General features: G+C 71.1%; 21 protein-coding genes and 1 riboswitch. Of the genes, 6 read left to right on the top strand and 15 right to left on the bottom strand.

What is annotated here, in order from left to right; translation table 11 throughout:
- Positions 1–153 precede the first annotated feature (153 nt).
- From OG407_RS13915 to OG407_RS13895, 5 genes are all read left to right on the top strand, one after another.
- A complete protein-coding gene (locus OG407_RS13915) occupies positions 154–1014 on the top strand; it encodes a transporter substrate-binding domain-containing protein (RefSeq protein ID WP_405858073.1) in 861 nt (286 codons plus the stop codon).
- Positions 1011–1850 carry an amino acid ABC transporter permease gene (locus tag OG407_RS13910; RefSeq protein WP_405858071.1) on the top strand — a complete coding sequence of 280 codons (840 nt, stop codon included), beginning with the start codon at positions 1011–1013 and terminating at the stop codon, positions 1848–1850. The genes OG407_RS13915 and OG407_RS13910 overlap by 4 nt, the downstream gene beginning before the upstream one ends.
- Complete coding sequence (locus OG407_RS13905; RefSeq protein ID WP_405858069.1) at positions 1847–2641, top strand: amino acid ABC transporter ATP-binding protein; 795 nt, start codon at positions 1847–1849, stop codon at positions 2639–2641. Before OG407_RS13910 ends, OG407_RS13905 begins: the two co-directional genes overlap by 4 nt.
- A gap of 89 nt (positions 2642–2730) precedes the next feature.
- The gene (locus tag OG407_RS13900; protein ID WP_405858067.1) at positions 2731–3822 is read left to right on the top strand and encodes an amidohydrolase family protein; all 1092 of its coding nucleotides are present in this window, start codon (positions 2731–2733) and stop codon (positions 3820–3822) included.
- A gap of 131 nt (positions 3823–3953) precedes the next feature.
- Complete coding sequence (locus OG407_RS13895) at positions 3954–4859, top strand: SCO1860 family LAETG-anchored protein (RefSeq protein WP_405858065.1); 906 nt, start codon at positions 3954–3956, stop codon at positions 4857–4859.
- A gap of 125 nt (positions 4860–4984) precedes the next feature.
- On the opposite strand, the gene cobC is transcribed toward OG407_RS13895, so the two are convergent.
- From cobC to cobM, 6 genes are read right to left on the bottom strand one after another with little or no spacing between them, the layout of a single operon-like run.
- Positions 4985–6085 carry an Rv2231c family pyridoxal phosphate-dependent protein CobC gene (gene cobC, locus OG407_RS13890; protein ID WP_405858063.1) on the bottom strand — a complete coding sequence of 367 codons (1101 nt, stop codon included), beginning with the start codon at positions 6083–6085 and terminating at the stop codon, positions 4985–4987.
- The gene (locus OG407_RS13885; protein ID WP_403601567.1) at positions 6075–7013 is read right to left on the bottom strand and encodes a sirohydrochlorin chelatase; all 939 of its coding nucleotides are present in this window, start codon (positions 7011–7013) and stop codon (positions 6075–6077) included. Before OG407_RS13885 ends, cobC begins: the two co-directional genes overlap by 11 nt.
- Entirely contained in the window at positions 7010–7663 is a 654-nt protein-coding gene (locus tag OG407_RS13880) for a precorrin-8X methylmutase (protein ID WP_405858060.1), read from the bottom strand. The genes OG407_RS13885 and OG407_RS13880 overlap by 4 nt, the downstream gene beginning before the upstream one ends.
- Positions 7660–9369: a precorrin-3B C(17)-methyltransferase gene (gene cobJ / locus OG407_RS13875; protein WP_405858058.1), complete on the bottom strand. Its 1710-nt coding sequence runs from the start codon at positions 9367–9369 to the stop codon at positions 7660–7662. The genes OG407_RS13880 and cobJ overlap by 4 nt, the downstream gene beginning before the upstream one ends.
- Complete coding sequence (gene cbiE / locus OG407_RS13870; protein WP_405858056.1) at positions 9366–10604, bottom strand: precorrin-6y C5,15-methyltransferase (decarboxylating) subunit CbiE; 1239 nt, start codon at positions 10602–10604, stop codon at positions 9366–9368. The genes cobJ and cbiE overlap by 4 nt, the downstream gene beginning before the upstream one ends.
- Positions 10601–11431 carry a precorrin-4 C(11)-methyltransferase gene (gene cobM / locus OG407_RS13865; RefSeq protein WP_405858054.1) on the bottom strand — a complete coding sequence of 277 codons (831 nt, stop codon included), beginning with the start codon at positions 11429–11431 and terminating at the stop codon, positions 10601–10603. Before cobM ends, cbiE begins: the two co-directional genes overlap by 4 nt.
- 139 nt (positions 11432–11570) lie before the next feature.
- On the opposite strand from cobM, the gene OG407_RS13860 reads away from it, so the two are divergent.
- Positions 11571–12299 carry a ZIP family metal transporter gene (locus tag OG407_RS13860; protein WP_405858052.1) on the top strand — a complete coding sequence of 243 codons (729 nt, stop codon included), beginning with the start codon at positions 11571–11573 and terminating at the stop codon, positions 12297–12299.
- 20 nt (positions 12300–12319) lie between these two features.
- Here the strand turns inward: OG407_RS13860 and cobI are convergent, their stop codons facing one another.
- From cobI to OG407_RS13815, 9 genes are all read right to left on the bottom strand, one after another.
- Positions 12320–13066, bottom strand: coding sequence for a precorrin-2 C(20)-methyltransferase (gene cobI, locus OG407_RS13855; RefSeq protein ID WP_327405032.1), 747 nt, complete (start codon positions 13064–13066; stop codon positions 12320–12322).
- Positions 13051–14577 carry a cobyrinate a,c-diamide synthase gene (locus OG407_RS13850; protein ID WP_405858050.1) on the bottom strand — a complete coding sequence of 509 codons (1527 nt, stop codon included), beginning with the start codon at positions 14575–14577 and terminating at the stop codon, positions 13051–13053. Before OG407_RS13850 ends, cobI begins: the two co-directional genes overlap by 16 nt.
- Positions 14578–14584: 7 nt before the next feature.
- On the bottom strand, positions 14585–15184 hold the full coding sequence (gene cobO, locus OG407_RS13845; RefSeq protein WP_033287085.1) for a cob(I)yrinic acid a,c-diamide adenosyltransferase: 600 nt from the start codon (positions 15182–15184) through the stop codon (positions 14585–14587).
- Positions 15184–17217, bottom strand: coding sequence for a putative cobaltochelatase (locus OG407_RS13840; protein ID WP_405858048.1), 2034 nt, complete (start codon positions 17215–17217; stop codon positions 15184–15186). The genes cobO and OG407_RS13840 overlap by 1 nt, the downstream gene beginning before the upstream one ends.
- Positions 17214–20867, bottom strand: a complete 3654-nt coding sequence (gene cobN, locus OG407_RS13835) for a cobaltochelatase subunit CobN (protein ID WP_405858046.1) — start codon at positions 20865–20867, stop codon at positions 17214–17216. Before cobN ends, OG407_RS13840 begins: the two co-directional genes overlap by 4 nt.
- Positions 20864–22375: a cobyric acid synthase gene (locus OG407_RS13830; RefSeq protein WP_405858044.1), complete on the bottom strand. Its 1512-nt coding sequence runs from the start codon at positions 22373–22375 to the stop codon at positions 20864–20866. Before OG407_RS13830 ends, cobN begins: the two co-directional genes overlap by 4 nt.
- Positions 22372–23313, bottom strand: a complete 942-nt coding sequence (locus OG407_RS13825) for a cobalamin biosynthesis protein (RefSeq protein WP_405858042.1) — start codon at positions 23311–23313, stop codon at positions 22372–22374. The genes OG407_RS13830 and OG407_RS13825 overlap by 4 nt, the downstream gene beginning before the upstream one ends.
- 99 nt (positions 23314–23412) lie before the next feature.
- Positions 23413–23555: riboswitch (cobalamin riboswitch) on the bottom strand.
- Between the two features lie 134 nt (positions 23556–23689).
- Complete coding sequence (locus OG407_RS13820) at positions 23690–23911, bottom strand: hypothetical protein (protein ID WP_033287090.1); 222 nt, start codon at positions 23909–23911, stop codon at positions 23690–23692.
- Positions 23912–23945: 34 nt separating this feature from the next.
- Positions 23946–25208 carry an anion permease gene (locus tag OG407_RS13815; RefSeq protein ID WP_405858040.1) on the bottom strand — a complete coding sequence of 421 codons (1263 nt, stop codon included), beginning with the start codon at positions 25206–25208 and terminating at the stop codon, positions 23946–23948.
- Positions 25209–25213: the final 5 nt, after the last annotated feature.

Here is a 25213-nt window from a genome sequence, read left to right as displayed (position 1 = left end):
GAGAGGGGCCGGGAGGGACGGTCCTGATCGACGGAGATGAGCGTAACCGGCGACTTCTTAGCCCGGACGGCCCCCTGGTCACCGTTCCGGGTGAGCGGCCCGCCCAACTCCTCCGAATAATCGGAACCCATAGTTCCGTCACAGGAGGCCTCCGTGAACACGCTCCTCGGCCGCCGGTCCCGCACCCTGGCCGCCACCACCGCGACGGCCGCGATCGCCCTCGTCCTCGTGGCCGGCTGCACGTCGAGCGACAGCGGCGGCAGTGGTTCGAAGACCGCCGCCGGTGGCGTCGAACTCGTCAAGGCCGGCCGGCTCACCACCTGCACCCACCTGCCCTACCCGCCCTTCCAGTCCGAGATCGACGGCAAGGTGCAGGGCTTCGACGTCTCCCTCATCGACCTGGTCGCCAAGAACCTCGGCGTGAAGCAGACGATCCTCGACACCCCCTTCGAGAACTTCAAGACCGGCGCCTTCCTCAACGCCGACGAGTGCGACCTGGCCGCCGCCGGCATGACCATCACCGCCGAGCGCAAGAAGAACGTCGACTTCTCCGACCCGTACTTCGACGCCACCCAGGCCGTCCTCGTCGACAAGAAGAGCGGGATCACCTCCCTCGCAGACGTGAAGACCAAGGGCAGGAAGCTCGGCGCCCAGGCGCAGACCACCGGCGAGGACTACGTCAAGAGCAAGGGCTTCGACCCCGTCTCCTTCGAGTCCTCCGACGCCGTCCTCAACGGCCTGCGCACCGGCCAGGTCCAGGCCGTCATCATCGACTACCCGGTCGTCCAGGGCTGGCTCAAGACCAAGGCCAACGCCGACGCCTTCAAGGTCGTCGACAACCTCAACACCGGTGAGCAGTACGGCTTCACGGTCAAGAAGGGCAACACGAAACTCCTCGCCGCCATCAACAGGGCCATCAAGGACGCGAAGGCCGACGGCACGTACAAGAAGCTCTACGAGAAGTGGATCGGCCCCTACGACGCCTCGGCCACCGCCTCTCCGTCGGCCTCATGACCGGCGACACGACGGACCCCCAACTCCAGCCCAGGAGACAGGGGTTGAGCAGACGTCAGCGGCGCAGGCTGTCCCAAGGCGTGCAGTACGCCGTCTTCGCCGCCGTCGTGATCGTCTTCGCGGTCACCGCCGACTGGGGCCGCCTGAAGAACCAGTTCGCGCAGTGGAGCATCGCCAAGCAGATGTTCCCCGACGTCATCACCCTGGCGTTGAAGAACACCGTGCTCTACACGCTCTCCGGCTTCGTCTTCGGCCTGGTCCTCGGCATGGTCGTAGCGCTGATGCGGCTGTCGTCCGTGGGGCCCTACCGCTGGCTCGCCGGGATCTACATCGAGATCTTCCGCGGCCTGCCCGCCCTGCTGATCTTCATCTTCGTCGGCGTGGCCGTGCCGCTCGCCTTCCCGGGCACGGAGATCGTCGGCGGCACGTACGGCAAGGTCGCCCTCGCGCTCGGCCTGGTGTCGGCCGCGTACATGGCGGAGACGATCCGCGCGGGCATCCAGGCGGTGCCCAAAGGGCAGTTGGAGGCGGCCCGTTCGCTCGGCTTCTCCCCGGCGCGGGCCATGGTGTCGATCATCGTCCCGCAGGCGTTCCGGATCATCCTCCCGCCGCTGACCAACGAACTCGTCCTCCTCTTCAAGGACTCCTCCCTGGTCCTGTTCCTCGGCGTCACCCTGGAGGAACGCGAACTCTCCAAATACGGACGGGACTTGGCGAGTACGACGGCCAACTCCACGCCGATCCTGGTGGCGGGCCTGTGCTACCTCCTCGTCACGATCCCGCTGAGCTTCGTGGTCCGCCGCATGGAGACGAAGACGGGGGAGGCGGTCCGGTGAACCGCGGTCCAGTCACGGGCACTCCGGAGATCCAAGTACGCGGCCTGCACAAGTCGTTCGGCACCAACGAAGTCCTGCGTGGCATCGACCTGGAGATCGGCCAGGGCGAGGTCGTGTGCGTCATCGGCCCCTCCGGCTCCGGCAAGTCGACCCTCCTGCGCTGCGTGAACCTGCTCGAAGAGCCCACCCAGGGACAGGTGTTCGTCGGCGGCACCGAGATCACCGACCCCGATGTCGACATCGACGCCGTACGCCGCCGTATCGGCATGGTCTTCCAGCAGTTCAACCTCTTCCCGCACCTGACCGTCACCGAGAACCTCACCCTGCCCCAACGCCGGGTCCTGCGCCGCGACAGGACGGCGGCGGCGAAGGTCGCCGCGGAGAACCTCCGCCGCGTGGGTCTGTCCGAGAAGGCCACCGCCTACCCCGCGTCCCTCTCCGGCGGCCAGCAGCAACGCGTGGCGATCGCACGGGCGTTGGCGATGGGCCCCGAGGTGATGCTGTTCGACGAACCGACCTCGGCACTCGACCCGGAGCTGGTCGGAGACGTGCTCGCGGTCATGCGGATGCTCGCGAACGAGGGCATGACGATGATGGTCGTCACCCACGAGATGACGTTCGCGCGTGAGGTGGCCGACAGGGTGGTGTTCATGGATGGTGGTGTGATCGTCGAGGACGGAACACCGACCCAGGTCATCACGAACCCCACACACGAACGCACCCGCCACTTCTTGTCGCGCCTACTGGACCCCGCGATGGCTGAGGTACAGGACGACGACAGCGCCCCTTAAGGGGCGCGGGGCTGTGTCGATTTGCGGCTCCGCCGGGTGGGCGCGACCAGCCACAACGGACCCGCACCCGACGAACTATCGTGCGTCCCATGAGCGATCTACCGGTGCTGCACATGAAGGGCCGGGTCCTGGTGGGCCCCGAGGACATCCGCGACGAACTCTGGGTGATCGACGGCCGTATCTCCTACGACCGTCCGGCCCACGGACGCGACATCCGCACGGTCGACGGCTGGGCCCTCCCCGGCCTCGTCGACGCCCACTGCCACGTAGGCCTCGGCACCCACGGCCCCGTAGACGCCGAGACCGCCGAGACACAGGCCGTCACCGACCGCGACGCCGGCACCCTCCTGCTCCGCGACGCCGGCTCCCCCTCGGACACCCGCTGGATCGACGACCGCGAAGACCTCCCGAAAATCATCCGCGCCGGCCGACACATCGCCCGCACCCGCCGCTACATCCGCAACTTCGCCCACGAGATCGAACCCGACGAACTCGTCGCCTACGTCGCCCAGGAGGCCCAACGAGGCGACGGCTGGGTCAAGTTGGTCGGCGACTGGATCGACCGGGACCTCGGCGACCTGTCGGCCTGCTGGCCGCGCGAGGCCGTGGACGCTGCCATCGCCGAGGCCCACCGGCTCGGCGCGCGCGTCACCGCGCACTGCTTCGGGGAGGAGGCGCTGCGCGACCTGGTCGAGGCGGGCATCGACTGCGTCGAGCACGCGACCGGCCTCACCGAGGACCTCGTCCCGCTCTTCGCCTCACGGGGCGTCGCGATCGTCCCGACCCTCGTGAACATCGCGACCTTCCCGCAGCTCGCCGAGGGCGGCGACGCCAAGTTCCCGCGCTGGTCGGCTCACATGCGGCGACTGTACGAGCGGCGCTACGACACCGTGCGCGCCGCCTACGACGCCGGCGTCCCGGTCTACGTCGGCACGGACGCCGGGGGTTCCCTGGCCCACGGCCTGGTGGCCGCCGAGGTCGCCGAACTCGTCACCGCCGGCATCCCCGCCGTAGAGGCGCTGTCGGCGACCGCGTGGGGGGCGCGGCGGTGGCTCGGGCGGCCGGGGCTCGATGAGGGTGCGCCGGCGGACTTCGTCGTCTACGAGGCGGACCCGCGCGCCGATGTGCGCGTGCTGGCGTCGCCGCGGCGGGTGGTACTGAACGGGCTGGTGGTCGAATAGTCGCCAGGCGATTCGAATACGTTCACGGAAAACCCACGATGGGGTGAAGTGACGCGGGATCGCTGACGGTTCACTCGTCGTGGGTAATTCTTACCGGGTCCCAAGCATGTCTCTTCTGGGGGTCCCACACCTTGAACGGCACCAACTTCCGCATGCCCGCACGCCGTTGGGCCACCGTGGCCACGGCGACCGCCCTCGCCGCCGGTCCTGTGGCGCTGGCCGGCGCGGGGTCCGCCCACGCGACCACCGACCAGGGTCGCGCGAGCGCCGTCGTGCTCCGCACCGGGCTCGACGTGTCCCTGCTCAACAAGACCGTGGACGTCCCGCTCGCGGTCTCCCTCAACGAGGTCCAGGCGCCGCAGAGTGCCGAAAAGACCGCGCTCACCGCCCAGTTGGACGGGGTGAACGGCGGTCAGCCCTTCAGTGTGCTCAGCGCGGACGTCGCCACGGCGAAGGCGACGGTGTCCGCGACGAAGGCCGAGGGCTACGCGAACCTTGCCCACGCGCGGCTCCATGTTCCCGGCCTGCCACTGCTCTCTTTGATCGAGGTCGACGCGGTCACCTCGAAGGCGACGTGCGAGGCGGGGAAGACGCCCGTCGCCACGTCGCATCTGCCGGGGGCGGTGACGGTGCTCGGCAAGCGGATCACGGTAACCGCCAGTGGTCCTACGGATGTTGAGGTGCCGGGGGTCGGGTCCGTCCGCCTCGACTTGTCCAAGACGTCGACCACGTCCCGTACGGCCGCTGCGACCGCGCTCGAACTCAAGGTCTCCGTCAACCCGTTGAAGCTGAACGTTGCCGACGTGGAGGGGACGGTGACGTTGGCACAGGCGACGTGCGAGGCGCCGAAGGTTGCCTCCGTGACCCCGCCCTCTTCCAAGCCCGCGCCGGATGTGAAGCCCCAAGGGGCGCCTGCGGAGGCGGGGTTGGCCGAGACGGGGGGTAGCTCCATGACGCCGTACATCGCGGGTGGGGCGGTGTTGTTGCTGGCGACGGGCAGCGGAGCGGTACTGATGACGCGCCGACGCCGAGGCTGAGGAAACTGCCTTGCCCACCTACCCACCCGTCTCGGGCGTTTCAGAGGCTCAGCTTGAAAAGACAGCAAACGGGCGGGCGGGTGGGTGGGAAACGCTTGGTGGGTGGGTGCGGCGCGGAGCCCTCCTCACCGCCCCGCCAACGTCACCGCTTGGTCCAGCGCCTGCAAGAACCGGTTCACTGTCGCCCGGTCCCGCACAGCGAGCCGTAGCCACTCCTCGTCCAACCCCGGGAACGTGTCCCCACGGCGAACGGCGAAGCCCAGGTCGCGGAGATGACGGCGTACGGCGACCGCGTTCGGGACGCGGAGGAGGACGAACGGCCCCTCGGCGGGTTCCATGACCCCGAGTCCGTCGGGGGCGAACTCGGCCAGCCCGGCGACGAGATGGGCACGGTCGGCGCTGACGCGGTGCGCCGCGTGCGCGGCCTCGGCGAGGGCCCGCGACTCCATGCAGGCCTCCGCCGCGGCGAGGGCCGGCGTGGACACCGGCCAGAGCGGCTGGGCCCGCTCCAGTTCCGTGATGGTGTCGGGCGCGGCCAGGACGTACCCGATCCGCAGCCCCGCCAATCCCCACGTCTTGGTGAGGCTGCGCAACACCACCAGGCCGGGGATGTCGGTCCGCCCCGCCAACGACTCCCGTTCACCCGGCACCGCGTCCATGAACGCCTCGTCGACCACCAACGTCCGCCCGGGGCGAGCGAGTTGGGCGATCACCGCAGCCGGGTGCAGGACGGACGTCGGGTTCGTCGGGTTGCCGATCAGCACCAGGTCCGCGTCCTCGGGCACCGCCCGCACCGCTCCCGGGTCGAGTCGGAAACCGTCCGCCTCCCGCAACAGCACCCGCCCCACCGAGTGCCCCGCGTCCCGCAGCGCGGCCTCCGGCTCCGTGAACTGCGGGTGCACGACCACCGGCTGACGGACCTTCAGCGCACGGGCGAGCAGCACGAAGGCCTCGGCGGCACCCGCGGTCAGCAGCACCCGCTCCACCGGCAGCCCGTGCCGCGCCGCGACCGCCGCCCGCGCGGCCCGCCCGTCCGGGTAGGCGGCGAGCCCGGTCAGCGAACCGGCTATCCGCTCCCGCAGCCAGGCCGGTGGCGTGTCCGCGCGGACGTTCACGGCGAGGTCGGTCAACTGGGCGCCGTCGTCCCGGACTTCGACGTCACCGTGATGGCGAAGATCGTGCGCTCTGTCCGTGGGATCGTGGCCGTGGGCTCTGTCAGTGTGCATGGGCGTGCCCACCGTGATGGTGATGCCCATGGTGGTGGCCGTCGTGGTCGTGGCCGTCGTCGTCCGGGTGGAAGTGCGGCTGCTGCGGCTGCCCCACCTTGTCCTCGAAGCCCGGCAGCGCGATGCGGTACACGCAGGAGTCGCAGTTCATCCGCAGATCACCCTTGACCGCCTCCCGGTACCGCTCCATCACCAGGTCCAGCAACTCCGGCTCCGGGCCTATGACTTCGGCGGACAGGACGTTGATCTCCGGGTGCGCCGCCGCCCAGCCCTCCGTCTGCTGCCGCACCCGTTCCGGCAGGATGCCGGTGAAGAGGAAGTACGGCAGGACGACGATCCGCCGGGCGCCCAGTTTCACGCACCGGTCGAGGCCACTCGGCACATCCGGCGCCGCGAGCGACACGAACGCCGGTTCCACGCCCGCGTATCCGCGCCCTTCCCACAACAGCCGTGCCGCCTTGTGCACTTCGGCGTTGGCGTCCGGGTCGGTCGAACCGCGCCCCACGAGCAGCACGGTCACGTCGGCCCGGTCGGCGGGCGTGCGCGCCGATTCGCCGAGCGCCTCGTCGAGCCGCCGCTCCAGCACCTTCAGCAGCGAGGGATGCGGGCCCAGCGGACGGCCGTACGTGTACGAGATCCCCTCGTGCCGCTCCTTCTCCCGGGCCAGCGCCGCCGGGATGTCCCCCTTGGCGTGCCCGGCGGACACCAGCATCAGCGGTACGGCGGCGAACCGGCGCACCCCCCGCTCCACCAGCTCGGTCACCGCGTCGCCCAACGGCGGCGGCGACAGCTCGATGAACCCGCCCGCGACGGGCAGTTCGGGGTGGCGGCGGCCCAACTCCCGTACGAAGGACCGGAACGCCTCGGCTCCGGCCTCGTCCCGGGTGCCGTGTCCGGCGATGAGCAGGGCGGGCGGCGGGGTGGTCACGATTTCTCCTCGGACAGTGATGCGGACGGTGATACGGACAGTGCTTCGGATGATGAAGGTGATGAAGTGGGGTGATACAGCAGGGCGTTGAGCGCAGCCGAGGCCACCGCCGACCCGCCCTTCTCGGACACGTTGCTCACCGCGGGCAGTCCGCTCTCGCGCAACGCGGCCTTGGACTCGACCGCGCCGACGAAACCGACGGGCAGCCCGATGACGAGCGCGGGGGAGGCGTCCAGGGTCAGCAACTCCTCCAGGGCGGTCGGCGCGTTGCCGATCACCCAGAGGGCACCGGGCCCGACCTCCTCGTAGGCGAGCCGGATCGCGTGTGCCGAACGGGTCAGCCCCGGACCGGACTTGGCGTCCTTGAGTCGGCAGACGGTCTCGCGCCGGGTGATCCCGGCCGCGACCATCCGCACGTCCACGACCACCGGCGCCCCGGCGTGCAGCGCGCTGTGCGCCTTCGCCAACTCGCCCTCGTCCAGGACGAGATCGGACGCGTACTCCAGATCGGCGGCGGAGTGGACGACCCGCTCCACGACCGCACGGGTCAGCGGCGGGAGGTGCGATGTGTCCAGCCGGGCGCGCATCCGCCGGTAGGACTCCACCTCGATCGGATGAACCACACGGTCCGCACGGTCCACGGAACTCACTTCGCCACCTCCTGCGCTGCCTGCGACGCCTGCCAGCGGTACCCACGCGGCGTCACCATGCGCCCCGCGATGTCCCGGGTGGCCGTGTTGCCCACGGTCACCACCGTCATCATGTCGACCCACGCCGGATCCAGCGCGGCCAATGTCGTCAGCCGGCTGGACTCGTCGGGCCGTGAGGCGTTCCGTACGACACCGACCGGCGTCGTCGGCTCCCGGTGCTCGGCGAGGATCGCGAGGGCCTTCGGGAGCTGCCAGTCCCGGCCCCGGCTACGGGGGTTGTAGAACGTCACCACGATGTCCGCCTCGGCCGCCGCCCGCACCCGCCGCTCGATGACCTCCCACGGCGTGTGCAGATCGGAGAGGCTGATCGACACGTGGTCGTGGCCGAGCGGCGCCCCGAGGATCGCCGAGGCGGCCAACGCGGCGGTCACGCCCGGGACTCCGACCACGTCGATGTCGTCCGACGCCTCCGCGAGCGCGGGCGAGGCCATCGCGTAGACCCCGGCGTCCCCGCTGCCGATCAGCGCGACCGCCTGCCCCTTCCGTGCCTCGGCCACGGCGGTACGGGCCCGCTCCTCCTCGGCACCGAGCCCCGATTCCAGAACCACGGTCCCGGGCCGCAGCAGATCCCGGATCTGGTCGACGTACTGGTCGAGCCCCACCAGCACGGCAGCGCGCCGGAGTTCGGCCTTCGCGCGCGGCGTGAGCAGATCCCGGGCGCCCGGCCCGAGCCCGACCACCGCGAGCCGCCCGCGCGCGAGCCGTCGTACGACAGCACAGGTCGCCATCGCCGGCTGCCCGTCGGCGCGCTCCGACTTCCGCTTGGGGACGAGGAGTTCGCCCCCGCCGACGAGCGCGGCGGCCTCCGCCACGGACGGCGTGCCCACGGCGGCGAGCGGCGCGTCCGACGGATTGGGCACCTCTACGGCGGCCAGCTCCCCGGCGGAGTAGGTCACCAGCGGCACGCCGAGCCGCTGAGCCGCCTGGACGATGCCGGGCTCGTCCGACTTGGCGTCCACGGTGGCGAGTTCGGCGAGGTTGCCGACGGACAGCTCCGCCTCGCGCAGAGCGTCGTAGACCAGTCCGAGCACCTCGTTCACGGGTGCGCCCTTGGACGCGCCGACCCCGACGACGAGCGACGGCGGCCGCAGTACGACCTCGCGCTCGCCGGGTTCGACGGCGCGATCGGTGACGCGGATGACGTAGCCACCCTGGGGCGACACCTTCAACGGCGGCAGCGGCCACGCCAACTCGGCGTCCAGGGCGACCGGTTCACCGTCCAGGAGGGCTCGCGTGACCCCGGCGACATCCCCCTCCACAGGGAACCCGAGCGTGTCGAGACCGGGCACACCGACCGCGTCCGTGGCCGTCGTCACCACTGGCTGCGCGGCGAGCAACTCGCCCACCTCCACGGCGAGTTCATTGGCCCCGCCGCCGTGCCCGCCGACCAGCGACACGGCGAACCGGCCGCCCTCGTCGACGCACACGACCCCCGGGTCGGTCCGCTTGTCGCCGAGCAGCGGGGCGATCAGCCGTACGACGGCTCCCGTGGCGAGGAAACACACGAGCTGCTCGCACTCAGCGAACGCGGCCCGGACGGCGTCCCCGACGGGACCCTCGTACACGCGCGTACGGTCCGGCCACGCGGCGGCCAGCCGGTCCCGCGCCGTCGCTCCCGCCGCGGTGGCGGAGATGAGGCCGATCACTGAGCAACTCCTTCAACAGGTGCCGGAGGCCGGACGCCCCACAACAGGAAAACAGGATTGGTGGCCGCGAGCCGGGTCACGTCACCCGGCAGCGGCGTGAGCCGGGACGACTGCAACAGCACCCCGTCGACCGCGAGCCCGGCCGCCGAGAGAGCCTCCCGCACGGCCGGTACCCGGTCCAGCGCGGCCATCGCGACGACCACGGTCCGCCGGGCCCGCCGCGCGCACGCGGTGACGATGGCGGGCAGTTCGCGCCCGCCCCCGCCGACGAACACGGCGTCGGGGTCGTCGAGGTCGGACAGTACGGTCGGTGCCGCCCCGTGCACGGTGTGGACGTCGACGCCGTGCGCAGCGGCGTTGGCGCGGATCCGCTCGACACCGTCCCGGGTCTTCTCGACCGCGGTGACGGCGGCGCCGAGCCGCGCGCACTCGACGGCCACGGACCCGGAGCCCGAGCCGACGTCCCAGACCAGATCGCCGAGGTGCGGCCCGAGCCGGGCAAGCGCCAGCGCCCGTACCTCGAACTTGGTGATCATCGAGTCCCGGTGCTCGAACTCCCGCTCGTCCAGCGCCCATTGGGCAGGCCCGACGCCGGCCCCGGCGACCGTCCGCACGGTACCCGGCACCCGCGACTCGTCCAGACACAGCACCACGCTCACCGCCGTACCCCAGTCCCGGGCGGCGGCCTCGGCGGGCGTGACCCGCTCCACCTGCTCCTCCCCGGACCCCAGCGCGGACGCGACGACGAGGACGCGCCCGGTGACCCGATGGGTGAGCGCGGCGCCCAGCTCGGCGGGTCCGGCCCCCGGCCCGGTCAGCACGGCGACCTTGGGATGCGCGCGGCACGCGTTGACCGCCGTACGCAGGTCACGTCCGTGCGCGCTGACGACGACGGCGTCGTCCCAGGTCAGACCGGCGCGCGCGAAGGCGGTCGCGACGGAGGAGACGCCGGGGCGGACGTCGAGGGCGTCACTGGAGAACCGTTCCGCCAGCGCCCGGACGATCCCGAAGAACCCGGGGTCCCCCGAGGCCAGCACGACGACCGGCTCGCCCTTCTCGACGTAGGCCTGGATGGTGTCGAGCGCGGGCGCCAGCGGACCGAGGACGACCTGCTCGGCGTCCTCCGGGACGGTGATGGCGGCGAGATGGCGCCGACCGCCGACGACGAGCCGGGCGCCGTGGAGCACGTCCTCCGCGACCGGCGCCCCCGTCCCCATCCCGATGACGGTGATCACGTGCTCGCACCCCGCGAGCGCAGGGCCCGGCGGGCCTCCGGGTCGGCCTTGCGGTAACCGTGGAAATGGCCCGGGTGGTAGAGGTGCGAACGGGTGCCGTGGGCGTCGAGGGCCGGGCCGACCAGGAAGAGGGTGTGCTTCCAGAGCTTGTGCTCCTTGACCGTCTCCTCCAGCGTGGCGACCGTGCACTTCACGATCAGTTCCTCGGGCCAGGTCGCCTGGTAGGCGACGACGACGGGCGTCTCCGTCGGATAGCCGCCCTCCAGCAGTTCCCGCACCAACTGCCCGCTGCGGGCGGCCGAAAGGAAGATCGCCATGGTCGTGCCGTGGCGCGCGAACTCGCGGACCTCCTCGCCGGGCGGCATCGGTGTCTTGCCCCCGCCGAGCCGGGTGAGGACGACGGACTGCGCGACCTCGGGGATCGTCAGCTCGCGCTGCGCGAGGGCGGCGACGGCGGAGAACGCCGAGACCCCCGGGACGATCTCGGTCGCGATCCCGATCGCGGCACACCGGTCGACCTGCTCCTGAGTACCGCCCCACAGGGCCGGATCGCCGGAGTGGATACGCGCGACGCGCAGCCCTTCCGCACCGGCCCGCTCGTACACGGCGACGACGTCCTCCAGGGACATCGTCGCCGAGTCCAGGATCTCGGCGCCCACGCGCGCGTGGTCGAGGACCTCGGCCTGCACCAGGCTGGCCGCCCAGATCACGACATCGGCCTCGGCGATGGCGCGCGCGGCACGGAACGTCAGCAGGTCGGCGGCGCCGGGGCCGGCACCGACGAAGGTCACCTTGCCGGTGGGGGTATCGGCATCGGCTTCGGCCATGGGTCGGATCCTCTCAAACACAACATGCGGAACACGCGGAACATACGGAACGTGGGAGACGTGGGGAACGTCAATACGAATGGGGGCGGAGTGGGCCAGGATGTGCGCGAACAGGGGTTGATCGGATAGCAAGGGGACTATGGCGGTCTTCGTCGCGCTCGGCGCGTTCCTGATGACGCTGGCCGGCGGCTGGACGGCACAGCGTGTGACCGACCGCCGTCATCTCGTCCTGGGCCTGGCCGGCGGCCTGATGCTGGGCGTGGTCGGCCTCGACCTGCTGCCGGAGGCGCTGCACGCGGCGGGCCGCGAGGTCTTCGGCGTACCGGCCGCCCTGCTGCTCTTCGTGGCCGGCTTCCTCGTGGCCCATATGGTCGAACGCCTGCTCGCCGCCCGCCAGGCCTCGCACGGGGCCGAGGAGAACAACGGCCGCGCGCCCGAGGTGGGTCTCACGGCGGCGTCCGCGATGGTCGGCCACAGCTTCATGGACGGGGTCGCGATCGGCGCCGCCTTCCAGGTCGGCGGCGGCATGGGCACGGCGGTCGCGCTCGCGGTCATCGCCCACGACTTCGCGGACGGCTTCAACACGTACACGATCACGAGCCTGTACGGCAACGCCCGCCGCAAGGCGATCGCGATGCTGGTCGCGGATGCGGCGGCCCCGGTGGCGGGCGCCGCCTCGACGGCCTTCCTCACCATCCCGGAGGCTCTGCTCGGCGGTTATCTCGGCTTCTTCGGCGGCGTGCTCCTCTACCTCGCCGCCGCCGAGATCCTCCCCGAGGCCCACCACGAGCACCCCGCACCCGCGACCCTGCTGTGCACGGTCGCGGGAGCGGCGTTCATCTGGCTGGTGGTAGGCCTCGCGGCCTGATCCACGACATCTACGACCGGTCACAATTTCCCGCCCCGCCCGCCCTCACGCCGCGCGGGCGCGATGAGCGTGGAAAGGTACGGCAACGGCTCTCCGTCCAACTCGGCGGCGGGCCGGATCGACTCCTCGGGCAGCCCGAGCGCCGACCCCCACACCGCGTCCCCGATCCGCCCGGTCACCCGCAACGCCTCGGCGACCTCCGCAGCCTGCCGCCCGAACTTGTACGCCACGACCGTCCCCGGCCCGGCGAGCGCGTCCTTGAGCACGGCGGCCCCCGCGGTCACCGGCACGAGCGTGAGCGGCTCGGTCCCCTCGGTGAGTACGGCCCCGGACCGCGCGGCGAGATCCTGCATGGCGGTGATCCCGGGCACGGTCTCGACGACGGTCCCCGGCACCAACTCCCCGATGGTCAGGGCGAGATAGGTGAAGGTGGAGTAGACGTTGGGGTCCCCGATGGTGGCGAACGCGACGACGCGATGCGCGCCGAGCAGCTCGGCGACCTTCGCCCCCGCGGCATCCCAGGCGGCCTCGCGCCGGGCCCGGTCGGTCCGCTCGTTGAGCGCGAACACAACCCGCAGCACCTTCTCCTCAGGCACGTAATGCAGAACGGTGGCCTCGGCCCGCCCCCGCTCCCCGCTGTCCATAACGGGCACCACCACGACATCGGCGGCCCGCAGAGCGTTGACACCCTTGACGGTCACCAGCTCGGGATCCCCGGGACCCACCCCGACTCCGATCAACCTGCTGCTGCTCATGACGTCCGGCACCTCTCCACGAACCGACGGGCCACACCGGGCTCGGCCGCCCAGTGCGTGTGCAGATAACTCGCGTGCACACCCTGTTGTACGAAACCTTCGACCCGCCGCTCAGGAGCGCGAACCCCCCAGGCGGGAGCCGCCCCCGAGCCGGGCTCGACGACGGTCCGATGAAACTCGTGCCCCCGCATCCGCGTCCCGGCCACGGCCAGCACACTGTCGCTCAACGCGACGGCATCCCGATACCCCAACGTCAGCCGCTCGCTCATCCGCGCGGACACATCGAGCACCCCGCACATGGGCATCCCGTCCAACTCCCTGGACAGGTAGAGGAGTCCGGCACACTCGGCGGCGACGGGAGCACCACTCTCCGCGAGGGCGGCAACGGCTTTGCGCAACGGCTCATTGCCGGACAACTCAGCCACGTACACCTCGGGAAACCCGCCCCCGATGACCAACCCGCGCGTCCCGTCCGGGAGTTGCTCATCCCGCAGCGGATCGAATACGACGACCTCGGCACCGGCGGCTGTGAGCAGTTCGGCGTGCTCGGCGTAGGAAAAGGTGAAGGCGGGGCCGCCGGCGACGGCAACCCTCACTTTGGCTTCTTGCTGCGGGGCGGCACTCCGTGCCTGTCCGCTCACTTCTGGGCGCAGGCCGGCAAATTCAGCCTGTCCGGCGTTTGAGGACGAGGCCCCTTCAGGGCCGAAGCGGGGGTCTGGGGGCGCAGCCCCCAGTGATGGGACGGGTAGGGGCGGCGGGGGCGAAGAAACCAAGGCCTCAGCCGCATCCCAAGCCGCACACGACAACGCACCGGCACTACGCGCCAGCGCAAGCAACCCCTCAAGATCACACCAGGCGTCCACCTGCGCCCCCATAGCCGCGACGGCCTCCACCGCAGCAGCCCGCCGCTCGGCGACCGGCACCAACCCCAGATGCCGGGACGGCGTATCCACCTGAGGAGCCCGCCGCAACACACCCAGCACAGGCACCCCCGCCGAGTCCAACGCCTCCCGCAACAACGCCTCATGCCGGTCGGACGCCACCTTGTTCAGGATCACGCCCCCAACCCGAACCTCCGGATCCCAGGAAGCAAACCCATGCACGAGCGCGGCAACAGACCGAGACTGCGAAGAAGCGTCGACGACAAGAACAACCGGCGCCCGCAGCAACTTCGCGACATGCGCCGTCGACGCCAACTCCCCTTCCCCCGCAGCCCCGTCGAACATCCCCATCACACCCTCGACAACAGCGAGATCACACCCGCGAGCACCGTGCGCGAAGAGCGGCCCGACCAACTCCGCCCCACACAGATACGCGTCGAGATTCCGCCCCACCCGCCCGGTGGCGAGCGCGTGATACCCGGGATCGATGAAGTCCGGCCCGACCTTGTGCGGAGACACGGCAAGCCCCCGCGAGGCGAACGCGGCCATCAACCCAGTAGCGACGGTTGTCTTGCCACTACCGGAGGACGGCGCGGCGATAACCAACCGAGGAACGGAGACCAGGGAGGACAAGGAAGTCACGACAGCTTCACCACTCGATACCCCGCTGACCCTTCTGCCCGGCGTCCATCGGGTGCTTGACCTTGGACATGTCGGTGACGAGATCGGCGTACTCGACGAGCTTCTCGGGCGCGTTCCGCCCGGTGATCACAACATGCTGCGTGCCCGGCCGATCCCGCAGCACGGAGACGACCTCATCGACATCGACCCACCCCCAGTGCATCGGATAGGCGAACTCGTCCAGCACGTACAGCTTGTAGGTCTCGGCGGCGAGATCCCGCTTGACCTGCTCCCACCCCTCGCGCGCCTTCTCCTCGTTGTCCATCTGGGAGTCGCGCTGAACCCACGACCACCCCTCGCCCATCTTGTGCCAGTCGACGGACCCGCCCTCGCCGGAAGCCCCCAGCACCCGAAGCGCGTTCTCCTCCCCGACCTTCCACTTCGCCGACTTGACGAACTGGAACACCCCGATCGGCCACCCCTGATTCCAGGCACGCAACGCGAGCCCGAAAGCAGCGGTGGACTTGCCCTTCCCAACTCCCGTATGCACGACGACAAGTGGCCGATTACGACGCTGACGGGTCGTCAGTCCGTCGTCCGGTACGACACTCGGCTGCCCCTGCGGCATTACGCGGCCCTCCTCTGAACGTCCTTGACCAGCCCGACGATCGAGTCCGCCCGCAACTCGTCCAGCGTCACCGCCGTGCCCTCCAGTTCACCGGCCAACTGCCCGGCCAGCCCCAGCCGTACGGGCCCCGACTCGCAGTCCACGACCACGGAAGCGACCCCGTCGGCGGCGAACAACCGCGCCGCCCGCCCGGCAAGCGCGACCGGTTCAGGACCACCGGTGGCCCGCCCATCGGTCACTACGACTACCAACGCCCGACGGGCCGGATCCCGCAACCGCTCCACCCGCAGCACGTCATGCGCCTTGAGCAACCCGGCGGCAATCGGCGTCCGCCCACCCGTCGGCAACGACTCCAGCCGTACGGCGGCGGCGTCCACGGAGGAAGTCGGAGGCAGGGCGACATCAGCCGCCGCCCCCCGGAAGGTCACCAGCCCCACCTTGTCCCGCCGTTGATAGGCGTCCAACAACAGCGACAGCACAGCCCCCTTCACCGCACTCATCCGCTGCCGCGCCGCCATCGACCCGGACGCGTCCACGACGAACAGCACGAGGTTGCCCTCACGCCCCTCCCGCGTCGCCTGCCGCAGATCGTCCCGGCGTACGACCAGTCCACGCCCGGCCCGTCCACGCGCCAGCTGATGCGGAGCGGCCGCCTGGATGGTGGCCGCCAAGTGCAGCTTGGTGAGCGCCCCTTGGGGCCGTCGGGCCCCGGTGGTCCGCCCGTGCTCGGTGCGCGCCCGCGACCGCCGTCCGGCGGCACCCTCGCCGAGACCCGGCACGCTCAACACCTTGGTCCGGAAGGGCTCGGAGGCCCGCACGGGCTGCTGCTCACCCGAGCCCGTGCCCGAAGGCTGCGGTTCCCCGCCCTCCCCGGCCTCGGGCCGCGCCCCGGCGTCATCGCCCTCGGGCCCATCGGAATCGGACTCGGGCGGCTGCTGCCCGCCACCCCCACCGGAACCGTCAGGACCACCGTCCGGATCCGGATCGTCGTCCTCGGACCCCTGCTCCTGCCCCTTCTCCTGCTCCGCGAACTCCTCCAACGTCTCGTCGAGCTTGTTCTCGTCAAGTCCCGGCGCGTCAAAGGGATTTCGCCGCCGCCGGTGCGGCAGCGCGAGCAACGCGGCCTGCCGTACGTCCTCGGCGAGCACGTCGGTCCGCCCGGCCCACGCGGCCAGCGCGGTCGCCGTACGGGCCATCACGATGTCGGCCCGCATGCCGTCCACCTCGAAGGCGGCACAGGTCGCCGCGATCTGCCGCAACGCCCCGTCGCCCAGCCGCACGGACGGCAACAGCGCACGCGCGGCGATGATCCGCGCCCGTACGGAGGACTCCTCGTCCGCCCAGCGCGTGGCGAACCCTTCCGGATCGTCGTCGTAGGCGAGCCTGCGCCGCACGACCTCCACCCGCTGGTCGGGCTCCCGTGAGGCCGCGACCTCCACGGTCAGGCCGAAGCGGTCGAGCAACTGCGGCCGCAGTTCGCCCTCTTCGGGGTTCATGGTGCCGACGAGCAGGAAACGGGCGGCGTGCCGGACGGAGACACCTTCGCGTTCGACGTACGACGCGCCCATCGCCGCCGCGTCCAGCAGCAGGTCGACCAGGTGGTCGTGGAGGAGGTTGACCTCGTCGACGTAGAGGATGCCCCGGTGCGCGTCGGCGAGCAGGCCCGGCTCGAAGGCCTTGACGCCCTCGGCGAGCGCGCGCTCGATGTCGAGTGCGCCGACGAGCCGGTCCTCGGAGGCGCCGACCGGCAACTCGACCATACGGGCGGGGCGTTGGGCCCCGGGCCCGGTCTCGTGCGGGCCGTCCGGGCAGGCCGGGTCGGGGGAGGAGGGATCGCAGGAGAAGCGGCAGCCGGGGACGACGGCGACCTCCGGCAGCAGTGCCGAAAGCGCGCGCACGGCCGTCGACTTGGCGGTGCCCTTCTCGCCGCGCACCAGCACACCGCCGACCGCCGGCGACACGGCGTTCAGCAGCAGCGCGAGCCGCAGATCGTCCTGGCCGACAACGGCCGTGAACGGAAAGGGAGTTGTCACTTGTCGTCGCCCTCCAGGTCGCCTTCGAGCTCCAGGTAGGTGGCCCGCAGTCGTTCCAGCGTGTCCGCGTCCGGCTCGGCCCACAGACCGCGCTCGGCCGCTTCGAGCAGCCGCTCGGTGATGCCGCGCAACGCCCACGGGTTGGACTTCTTCATGAAGTCCCGGTTCTCCGGGTCGAAGACGTACTCAGCGCTGAGCTTCTCGTACATCCAGTCGTCGACGACCCCGGCCGTCGCGTCGTACCCGAAGAGGTAGTCGACGGTCGCCGCCATCTCGAAGGCACCCTTGTAGCCGTGGCGCCGCATCGCCGCCATCCAGCGGGGGTTGACGACCCGCGCGCGGAAGACGCGGTGGGTCTCCTCGCCCAGCGTGCGGGTCTTCACCTGGTCCGGGGTGGCGGAGTCGCCGACGTACGCCTCGGGGCTGGTGCCCGTCAGGTGGCGCACCATGGCGACCATGCCGCCGTGGTACTGGAAGTAGTCGTCCGCGTCGACGAGATCGTGCTCGCGGGTGTCAACGTTCTTGGCCGCTACGGCAATTCGCCTGAACGCCGTCTCCATGTCCCCGCGCGCCGCCCGCCCGTCGAGCCCGCGCCCGTACGCGTAACCGCCCCACACCGCGTACACCTCGGCCAGGTCGGCATCCGAACGCCAGTTGCGCGCGTCGATCAACGGCAGCAACCCCGCCCCGTACGCCCCCGGCTTGGAGCCGAAGATGCGGGCCGTGGCGCGGCGCCGGTCGCCGTGCTCGGCGGTGTCCTCGTCGGCGTGCTTGCGGACGTAGTTGGACTCCGGCGGCTCCTCCAGCTCGGCCACCGCCCGCACCGCGTCGTCGATCAGCCCGACGACGTGCGGGAACGCGTCCCGGAAGAAGCCGGAGATCCGCACCGTGACATCGATGCGCGGCCGGCCCAACTCCGTGACGGGCACGATCTCGAAGCCGGTCACCCTGCGCGAGGCGTCGTCCCAGACGGGACGGCAGCCCAGCAGCGCGAGGATCTCGGCGATGTCGTCGCCCTGGGTGCGCATCGCCGACGTACCCCACACTGTGAGGCCGACGGACGTGGGGAACTCGCCGTTGTCCTGGAGGTACCGCTGCACGAGTGAGTCGGCCAGCGCCTGCCCGACCTCCCAACTCAGCCTGGACGGAATGGCCTTGGGGTCGACCGAGTAGAAGTTCCGGCCGGTCGGGAGGACGTTGACCAGACCGCGGGTCGGGGAGCCCGAGGGGCCCGCCGGGACGTAACCGCCGTCGAGCGCCAGCAGGATGTGGTCGATCTCGTCGGTGGTGCGGGCCAGCCGGGGGACCACCTCGTCGCAGGCGAACTCCAACACCGCGACGGCGTCCGGGAGTTCGGCGCCGATGACGGCACGGACGAGCGCCGGGACCGCCGTGACCTCCCACTCCTGGGACTCCATGCCCTCGGCGAACCGGCGGCACAACTGCTCCAGCAGATCGATCGCGTCGGCGGCGGAACGGGCCGGACCGTCGACCAGCTCGGTCAGCTCCACCGGCACCTTCACCGGCGCACCGGGCTCGGCCAGCAACTCCTTCTCGACCAGGCCGAAGTGCTCGGCCAGCGCGGCCCGCAGGCCCGGCAGCGCGTTCGCCTGCCCGCCCCACACCTGCGAGGCGCGCAGCACGGCGAGGACGAGGTTCACGCGTGCCTCGCCGACCGGTCCGCCGCCGAGGATGTGCAGTCCGTCGCGGATCTGTACGTCCTTGATCTCGCACAGGTAGCCGTCGATGTGCATGACGAACTCGTCGAACGCCGCGTCGTCCGGCTGGTCGTCCACATGCAGGTCGTGGTGCAGCTCGGCCGCCTTCACCAGCGTCCAGATCTGCGCGCGCACGGCCGGTGCCTTCGTCGGGTCCAGGTCGGACACGAGGGCGTACTCGTCGAGGAGTTGCTCCAGCTTCGCCAGGTCGCCGTAGGTGTCGGCACGCGCCATCGGCGGCACCAGGTGGTCGACGACCGTGGCGTGCCCGCGCCGCTTGGCCTGCGTCCCCTCGCCGGGGTCGTTCACGATGAACGGGTAGATCAGCGGGAGTTCACCGAGTACGGCATCCGGCGCGCAGCCGCTGCTGAGCCCAAGTCCCTTGCCCGGCAGCCATTCCATGGTGCCGTGCTTGCCCATGTGGATGATCGCGTCGGCGCCGAAGCTGTTGTCCAGCCACCGGTACGCGGCCATGTAGTGGTGCGAGGGCGGCATGTCGGGGTCGTGGTAGATCGCGATCGGGTTCTCCCCGAAGCCGCGCGGCGGCTGGATCATCACGACGACGTTCCCGAACTGGAGCGAGGCGAGCACGATGTCGTCGCCGTCGACGTAGAGGTTGCCGGGCGGCTCACCCCAGGCGTCCAACATGCCCTGCCTGAGGTCCGGTTCGAGCTTGTCGAACCATGCCTGGTAGTCGGCGAGCGGCACGCGCGCGGGCGCGGCGGCCAGTTGCTCCTCGGTGAGCCATTCGACGTCGTGGCCACCGGCGTTGATGAGCCGGTGGATCAACTCGTCCCCGTTGTCCGGGTGTTCGTCGACCCCGTACCCGGCGTCCCGCAGGGCATCGAGCACCCGGATCGCCGAGGCGGGCGTGTCCAGGCCGACCGCGTTGCCGACCCGCGAGTGCTTCGTCGGATAGGCGGTGAAGACGACCGCGAGCTTCTTCTCGGCGTTCGGCTTGTGCTTCAACTTCGCGTGCCGTACGGCGATTCCGGCGACCCGCGCGGCCCGCTCGGGGTCGGCGACGTAGACCGGGACGTCGTCCGGGCCCTCCTCCTTGAAGGAGAACGGGACGGTGATGAGCCGTCCGTCGAACTCCGGGATCGCGACCTGCATCGCGGCGTCCATGGGGGAGAGGGCGGCGGAGGAATCGTCCCAGGTCGCCCTGGACGACGTAAGGCAAAGTCCCTGCAGCACAGGGACGTTGAGGTCGGCGAGCGCGCCGATGTCCCAGGCTTCCTCGTCGCCGCCTGCCGATGCCTGTGAGGCGTGCGTACCGCCGGCGGCGAGGACGGTGGCGATGAGTGCGTCGGCCCTGCCGAGGATCTCGTACAGCCCGGAGTCGGCGCCGCGCAGCGAACCGCAGTACACGGCAAGGGCGTTGGCGCCCTTGGCCTCGATCTGGTCGCAGAGGGTGTCCACGAAGGCGGTGTTGCCGCTGAGGTGGTGCGCCCGGTAGAAGAGGACGCCGACGGTCGGCCGGCCCTCGACGAAGGCACGCTCGCCGTGGACGCCGAACTCGGCCATCTCCCGCGGCTCTTCGAAGCCCTCGCCCGTGAGCAGCACCGTGTCCGAGAGGAACCGGGCGAGTTCGGCGAGGTTCTCCGGTCCGCCCTCGACGAGATACCTGAGCGCCTCGGCGACCACACCCGCCGGTACCGACGACTCGGCCATCAACTCCGCGTCGGGGACGGTCTCCCCGCCCAGCAGCACGGTCGGAATCCCGGACGCCTTCAGCGCGGCGAGCCCGTCCTCCCAGGCGCGCTTGCCGCCGAGCAGTCGTACGACGGCGACGTCCGCGCCCGCGACGAGCGCGGGCAACTCGGCCGCCACGTCCACCCGGTTCGGGTTGCCGATCCGGTACCCGGCGCCGGAGGCCCGGGCCGCCAGCAGATCCGTGTCGGCGGTCGACAACAACAACACTGTGCTCATGCGGGCGCTCCCGGTGGAATGAAAGGCAGTCCTTGCGGCGCGCCGGACTCGATGAGTCGCCAGAGCGCGTCCGTGTCCGCGTGCTGTTCGATGAGGTCGCCGAGCCGGTCGAGCTGCTCCTCGCGCAGCGCGGCGAACGAGGTGTCGGGCGCCGGCACGAACCGGCGGCCCGCGGCGGCCGCCACCTCGCGCAGAAACGCCCGCCGGAATCCGTCCGACTCCAGCGAGCCGTGCCAGTGGGTACCCCAGGTCTGACCGACCCGGCAGCCGTCCAAGAAGGCTTCTCCGCCGGTGAGTTGGGCGATTCCGTGGTGGATCTCGTAGCCCTCGACCGGTTCGCCGAGGGCTACGCCGACGGGCCGGGTGAGGGTCTTCTCGCGCGCGAACCGCACGCGCAGCGGCAGGACGCCGAGCCCGTCGACCGGCCCCTGCCGGCTCTCGACCTCGTCGTCGATGTGCTCGCCGAGGATCTGAAAGCCACCGCAGATACCGAGAGTTGGCCGCTGCTCGGCCGCCCTGCGCACGAGGGCGTCCGCAAGTCCCCGCTCCCGCAGCCACTCCAGCGCCTTCACCGTCCCCCGGGTCCCCGGGATCACGACGAGGTCCGCGTCGGCCAGCTCCTCCGGCCGGTCCACGAACCGCACCACGACACCCGGTTCGGCGGCCAACGCGTCCACGTCGGTGAAGTTGGACATGAGGGGGATCGCGCAGACGGCGACCCGCAGCACGTCCTCGCCGACCGGCGGCGCGGTGTTCGACTCGCGCACGGTGCCGCGCAGCGAGATCCGCAGCCCGTCCTCCTCGTCGATCCCGAGCCCGTGCCGGAACGGCAGCACGCCGTACGTCCGCCGCCCGGTGAGGCCGAGCAGCATCTCCAACCCCGGTTCCAGCAGCGATACATCGCCCCGGAACTTGTTGACGAGGAACCCGGCGACGAAGGCCTGGTCCTCGGGGCTGAGCAGCGCGACGGTCCCGAAGAAGGAGGCGAAGACGCCCCCGCGGTCGATGTCGCCGACCACGAGCACGGGCAGTCGGGCATTGCGCGCGATGCCCATGTTCACGATGTCGGTCCGCCGCAGATTGATCTCCGCGGGCGAACCGGCCCCCTCACAGATCACCGCGTCATACGTGCCCCGCAACTCGGCGAGACAGTCCAACACGGTCCCGAGCAGGGCCTCTTGCCGCCCGCCGTGATAGCCGCGGGCACTCATCTCGCCAACGGGCCTGCCCATCAGCACGACTTGGCTGGTGCGGTCGCTGCCCGGCTTCAGCAGCACGGGATTCATCAGCGCGGTCGGCTCGATCCGGCACGCCTGGGCCTGCATGGCCTGCGCCCGCCCGATCTCGGCACCCTCGCGCGTCACGAACGAATTCAGGGACATGTTCTGCGCCTTGAACGGCGCGACCTTCACACCCTGCCGCACCAGCCACCGGCAGATCCCGGCGGTGACGACACTCTTCCCGGCGTCCGAGGTGGTGCCGGCCACCAACAACCCACCGCCGCTCATGACTTCAGCCCCTTCACCAGCAGCCGCCCGGCGACACTGACCCCGAGCGCGAGCAGACCGACGCGCCGGGACAGCCGTACGGCACGCGCGATGTCCGGTACGGCGACGGCGCGTCCGTCGCCGTTCAGCACGGGCCGGTGCTCGACCCGGCCGCCGTAGGAGAGCGTCCCGCCGAGGCGTACGCCGAGGGCTCCCGCGAAGGAGGCCTCCACGGGGCCTGCGTTGGGGCTGGGGTGTTTGCGGGCGTCGGTGCGCCAGGCGCGGGCGGCGCCGCGCGGGTCGCCGCCCGCGACGGTCGCGAGGGCGGCGGTGAGGCGGGCGCCCGGCCAGCCGGCGACGTCGTCGAGGCGGGCCGAAGCCCAGCCGTAGCGGCGGTACTTGGCCGACTTGTGGCCGACCATCGCGTCGAGGGTGTTCACGGCCCGGAAGCCGACCAGGCCCGGGACGCCCGCGATGCCGCCCCAGACCAGGGCGCCGACGACCGCGTCGGAGGTGTTCTCGGCGACGGACTCGACGACGGCCCGGGCGATCCCGTCGGCGTCGAGGGACTGCGGGTCCCGCCCGCAGAGGTGGGGGAGCCGGGCCCGCGCACCGTCGATGTCACCGGCCTCCAGCGCCCGCCCGATGACCCCGGCCTCGCGCGCGAGGGAGGTCCCGCCGACGACGGCCCAGGTGGCGGCGGCGGTGAGGGCGGCAGAGGCCGTACGGGACGGTCGTAGGGCCGAAGTGGCCGCGGCGGCGAGGGTGATGGTGCCACCGACGCACACGGCGGTGTGCAGGGCGCCCCAGCCCCGGTGGTCGCGCCACAGCACCTGTTCCACGGCGCCCGCGGCACGGCCGAAGGCGGCGACCGGATGCCCGCGGCGGGGATCGCCGAGCAGGTGGTCACCGAGGAGGCCGGCGGCGGCGCCGTACGCGAAGACGCGATCGGCACGCATCGGGTCAGCCGATCGCTGGATCGGACACGGTGCGGGTACGGGACCTCGAACGACAGCCGAGCATGGCGATATGTCCTCACTCAGGGTGTCCACGCCCTGGTTCGACGAGACCGGCGGTGAGAGTTCCTGGCTCCCGGGGGTGTCTACCCCGGTGACAGTGGCGGGACCGCGCCGGATTCGCACCGGCTTCCTCTCCTGCCGCCGTATATGGCTCCGGCAGTCCACCATGCTGTTGGAAGGGCCGTCAACTTGCTGTTGACCTGCGGGGACGGAGTGTGCTGATGCCCACACGCGAGGGATCGGAGGGGTCACGCGGACGTGGGGTGCGGGACGGCGATCCGTCCCGCACCCCACGTTCCGTTCGACTGGCGGCCGGTCAGGCCACGATCAGATAGATCCCGTACGCCACCGCCGCCGCGCAGGCCGCGAAGCAGGCGTACGCGCCGGTCAGGGCGAGGGGCGCGGAGTCGCCCTGGGCGGTGGCGCGTTCGCGGCGGGAGAGGCCGACGATGCCGAGGGTGAAGACGGCCACCAGGGAGACGGTGGCGACGAGGCTGACGCCGAAGACGGAGCCGAGGGCTGCCCAGTCGATGTGCATGCTGATTCGTTCCTTCGTGTCCGGGGCGCGGGGCTCAGACGGCGGCGGCCGGCGGTGTCGCCGGGTCGGACTGCACGATGGGGGCCGGGTTCACGGGCGGCGAGGGGATCGTCGCCGTGAGGCCTTCGGAGAGGGCGACCGACGGGGGCGGCGGGGTCACGGCGGCGATCGCGGTGGTGATCACGCCGGCCGGTTCGTCGATCTCGTTGACGTTCGAGGCGTCGACGACCTGGCGGCGGGAGAGCAGCCAGATGCCGGCGCTGGAGGCGACCAGGAAGACGGCCACCAGCGCGGTGCCCCAGTCGCCGAGGTCGGTCACGGACTCGGCGAGCGCGCCGACCAGCGCGGCGGCCGGCAGCGTCAGACCCCAGGCGACGAACATCCGGGTCGCGGTCGACCAGCGGACGACCCCGCCCTTGCGGCCGAGGCCCGCGCCCATCACCGAGCCGGAGACGGCGTGCGTGGTGGAGAGCGAGAAGCCGATGTGCGAGGAGGCCAGGATGACCGCGGCGGCGCTGGTCTGGGCGGCGAAGCCCTGCTGCGGCTGGAGGTCGGTCAGGCCCTTGCCCATGGTGCGGATGATGCGCCAGCCGCCGATGTAGGTGCCCATCGCGATGGCGAGGCCCGCGGAGAGGATGACCCAGGTGGGCGGGTCCGAGTCGGGGGCGATGGAGCCGCCGGCGATCAGGGCCAGGGTGATGATGCCCATCGTCTTCTGCGCGTCGTTCGTGCCGTGGGCCAGCGAGACCAGTCCGGCGGAGGCGATCTGGCCGGCGCGGAAGCCCCTGTCGGCGGCCTTGCCCCCGGCGTTGCGGCTCAGGGCGTAGGAGAAGCGGGTGGCGAGCATCGCCGCGATGCCCGCGACGATCGGGGCGGCGACCGCCGGGAGCAGGACCTTGGTGACCAGGACGTCGCCGTGGACCGCGCCGGTGCCGGCCGAGGCGATGGTGGCGCCGATCAGACCGCCCATCAGGGCGTGCGAGGAACTGGACGGCAGGCCGACGAGCCAGGTCACCAGGTTCCAGAGGATCGCGCCGACGAGGGCGGCGAAGATGACCTCGGGACGGATGCCGCTCTCGTCGACGAGACCCTTGGAGATCGTGTTGGCGACCTCCACGGAGAGAAAAGCGCCCACCAGGTTGAGGGTGGCCGACATGGCCACCGCGACCTTGGGCTTGAGCGCACCGGTCGAGATGGTGGTGGCCATCGCGTTGGCGGTGTCGTGGAAACCGTTCGTAAAATCGAACGCGAGTGCGGTGATGACCACAATCGCGAGGATCAGCGAGAAGTTTTCCATTTACC

Source organism: Streptomyces sp. NBC_01515, assembly GCF_045040345.1.
In the GTDB taxonomy this organism is placed as follows: domain Bacteria; phylum Actinomycetota; class Actinomycetes; order Streptomycetales; family Streptomycetaceae; genus Streptomyces.
This window is presented reverse-complemented; position numbering and strand designations above follow the sequence as displayed.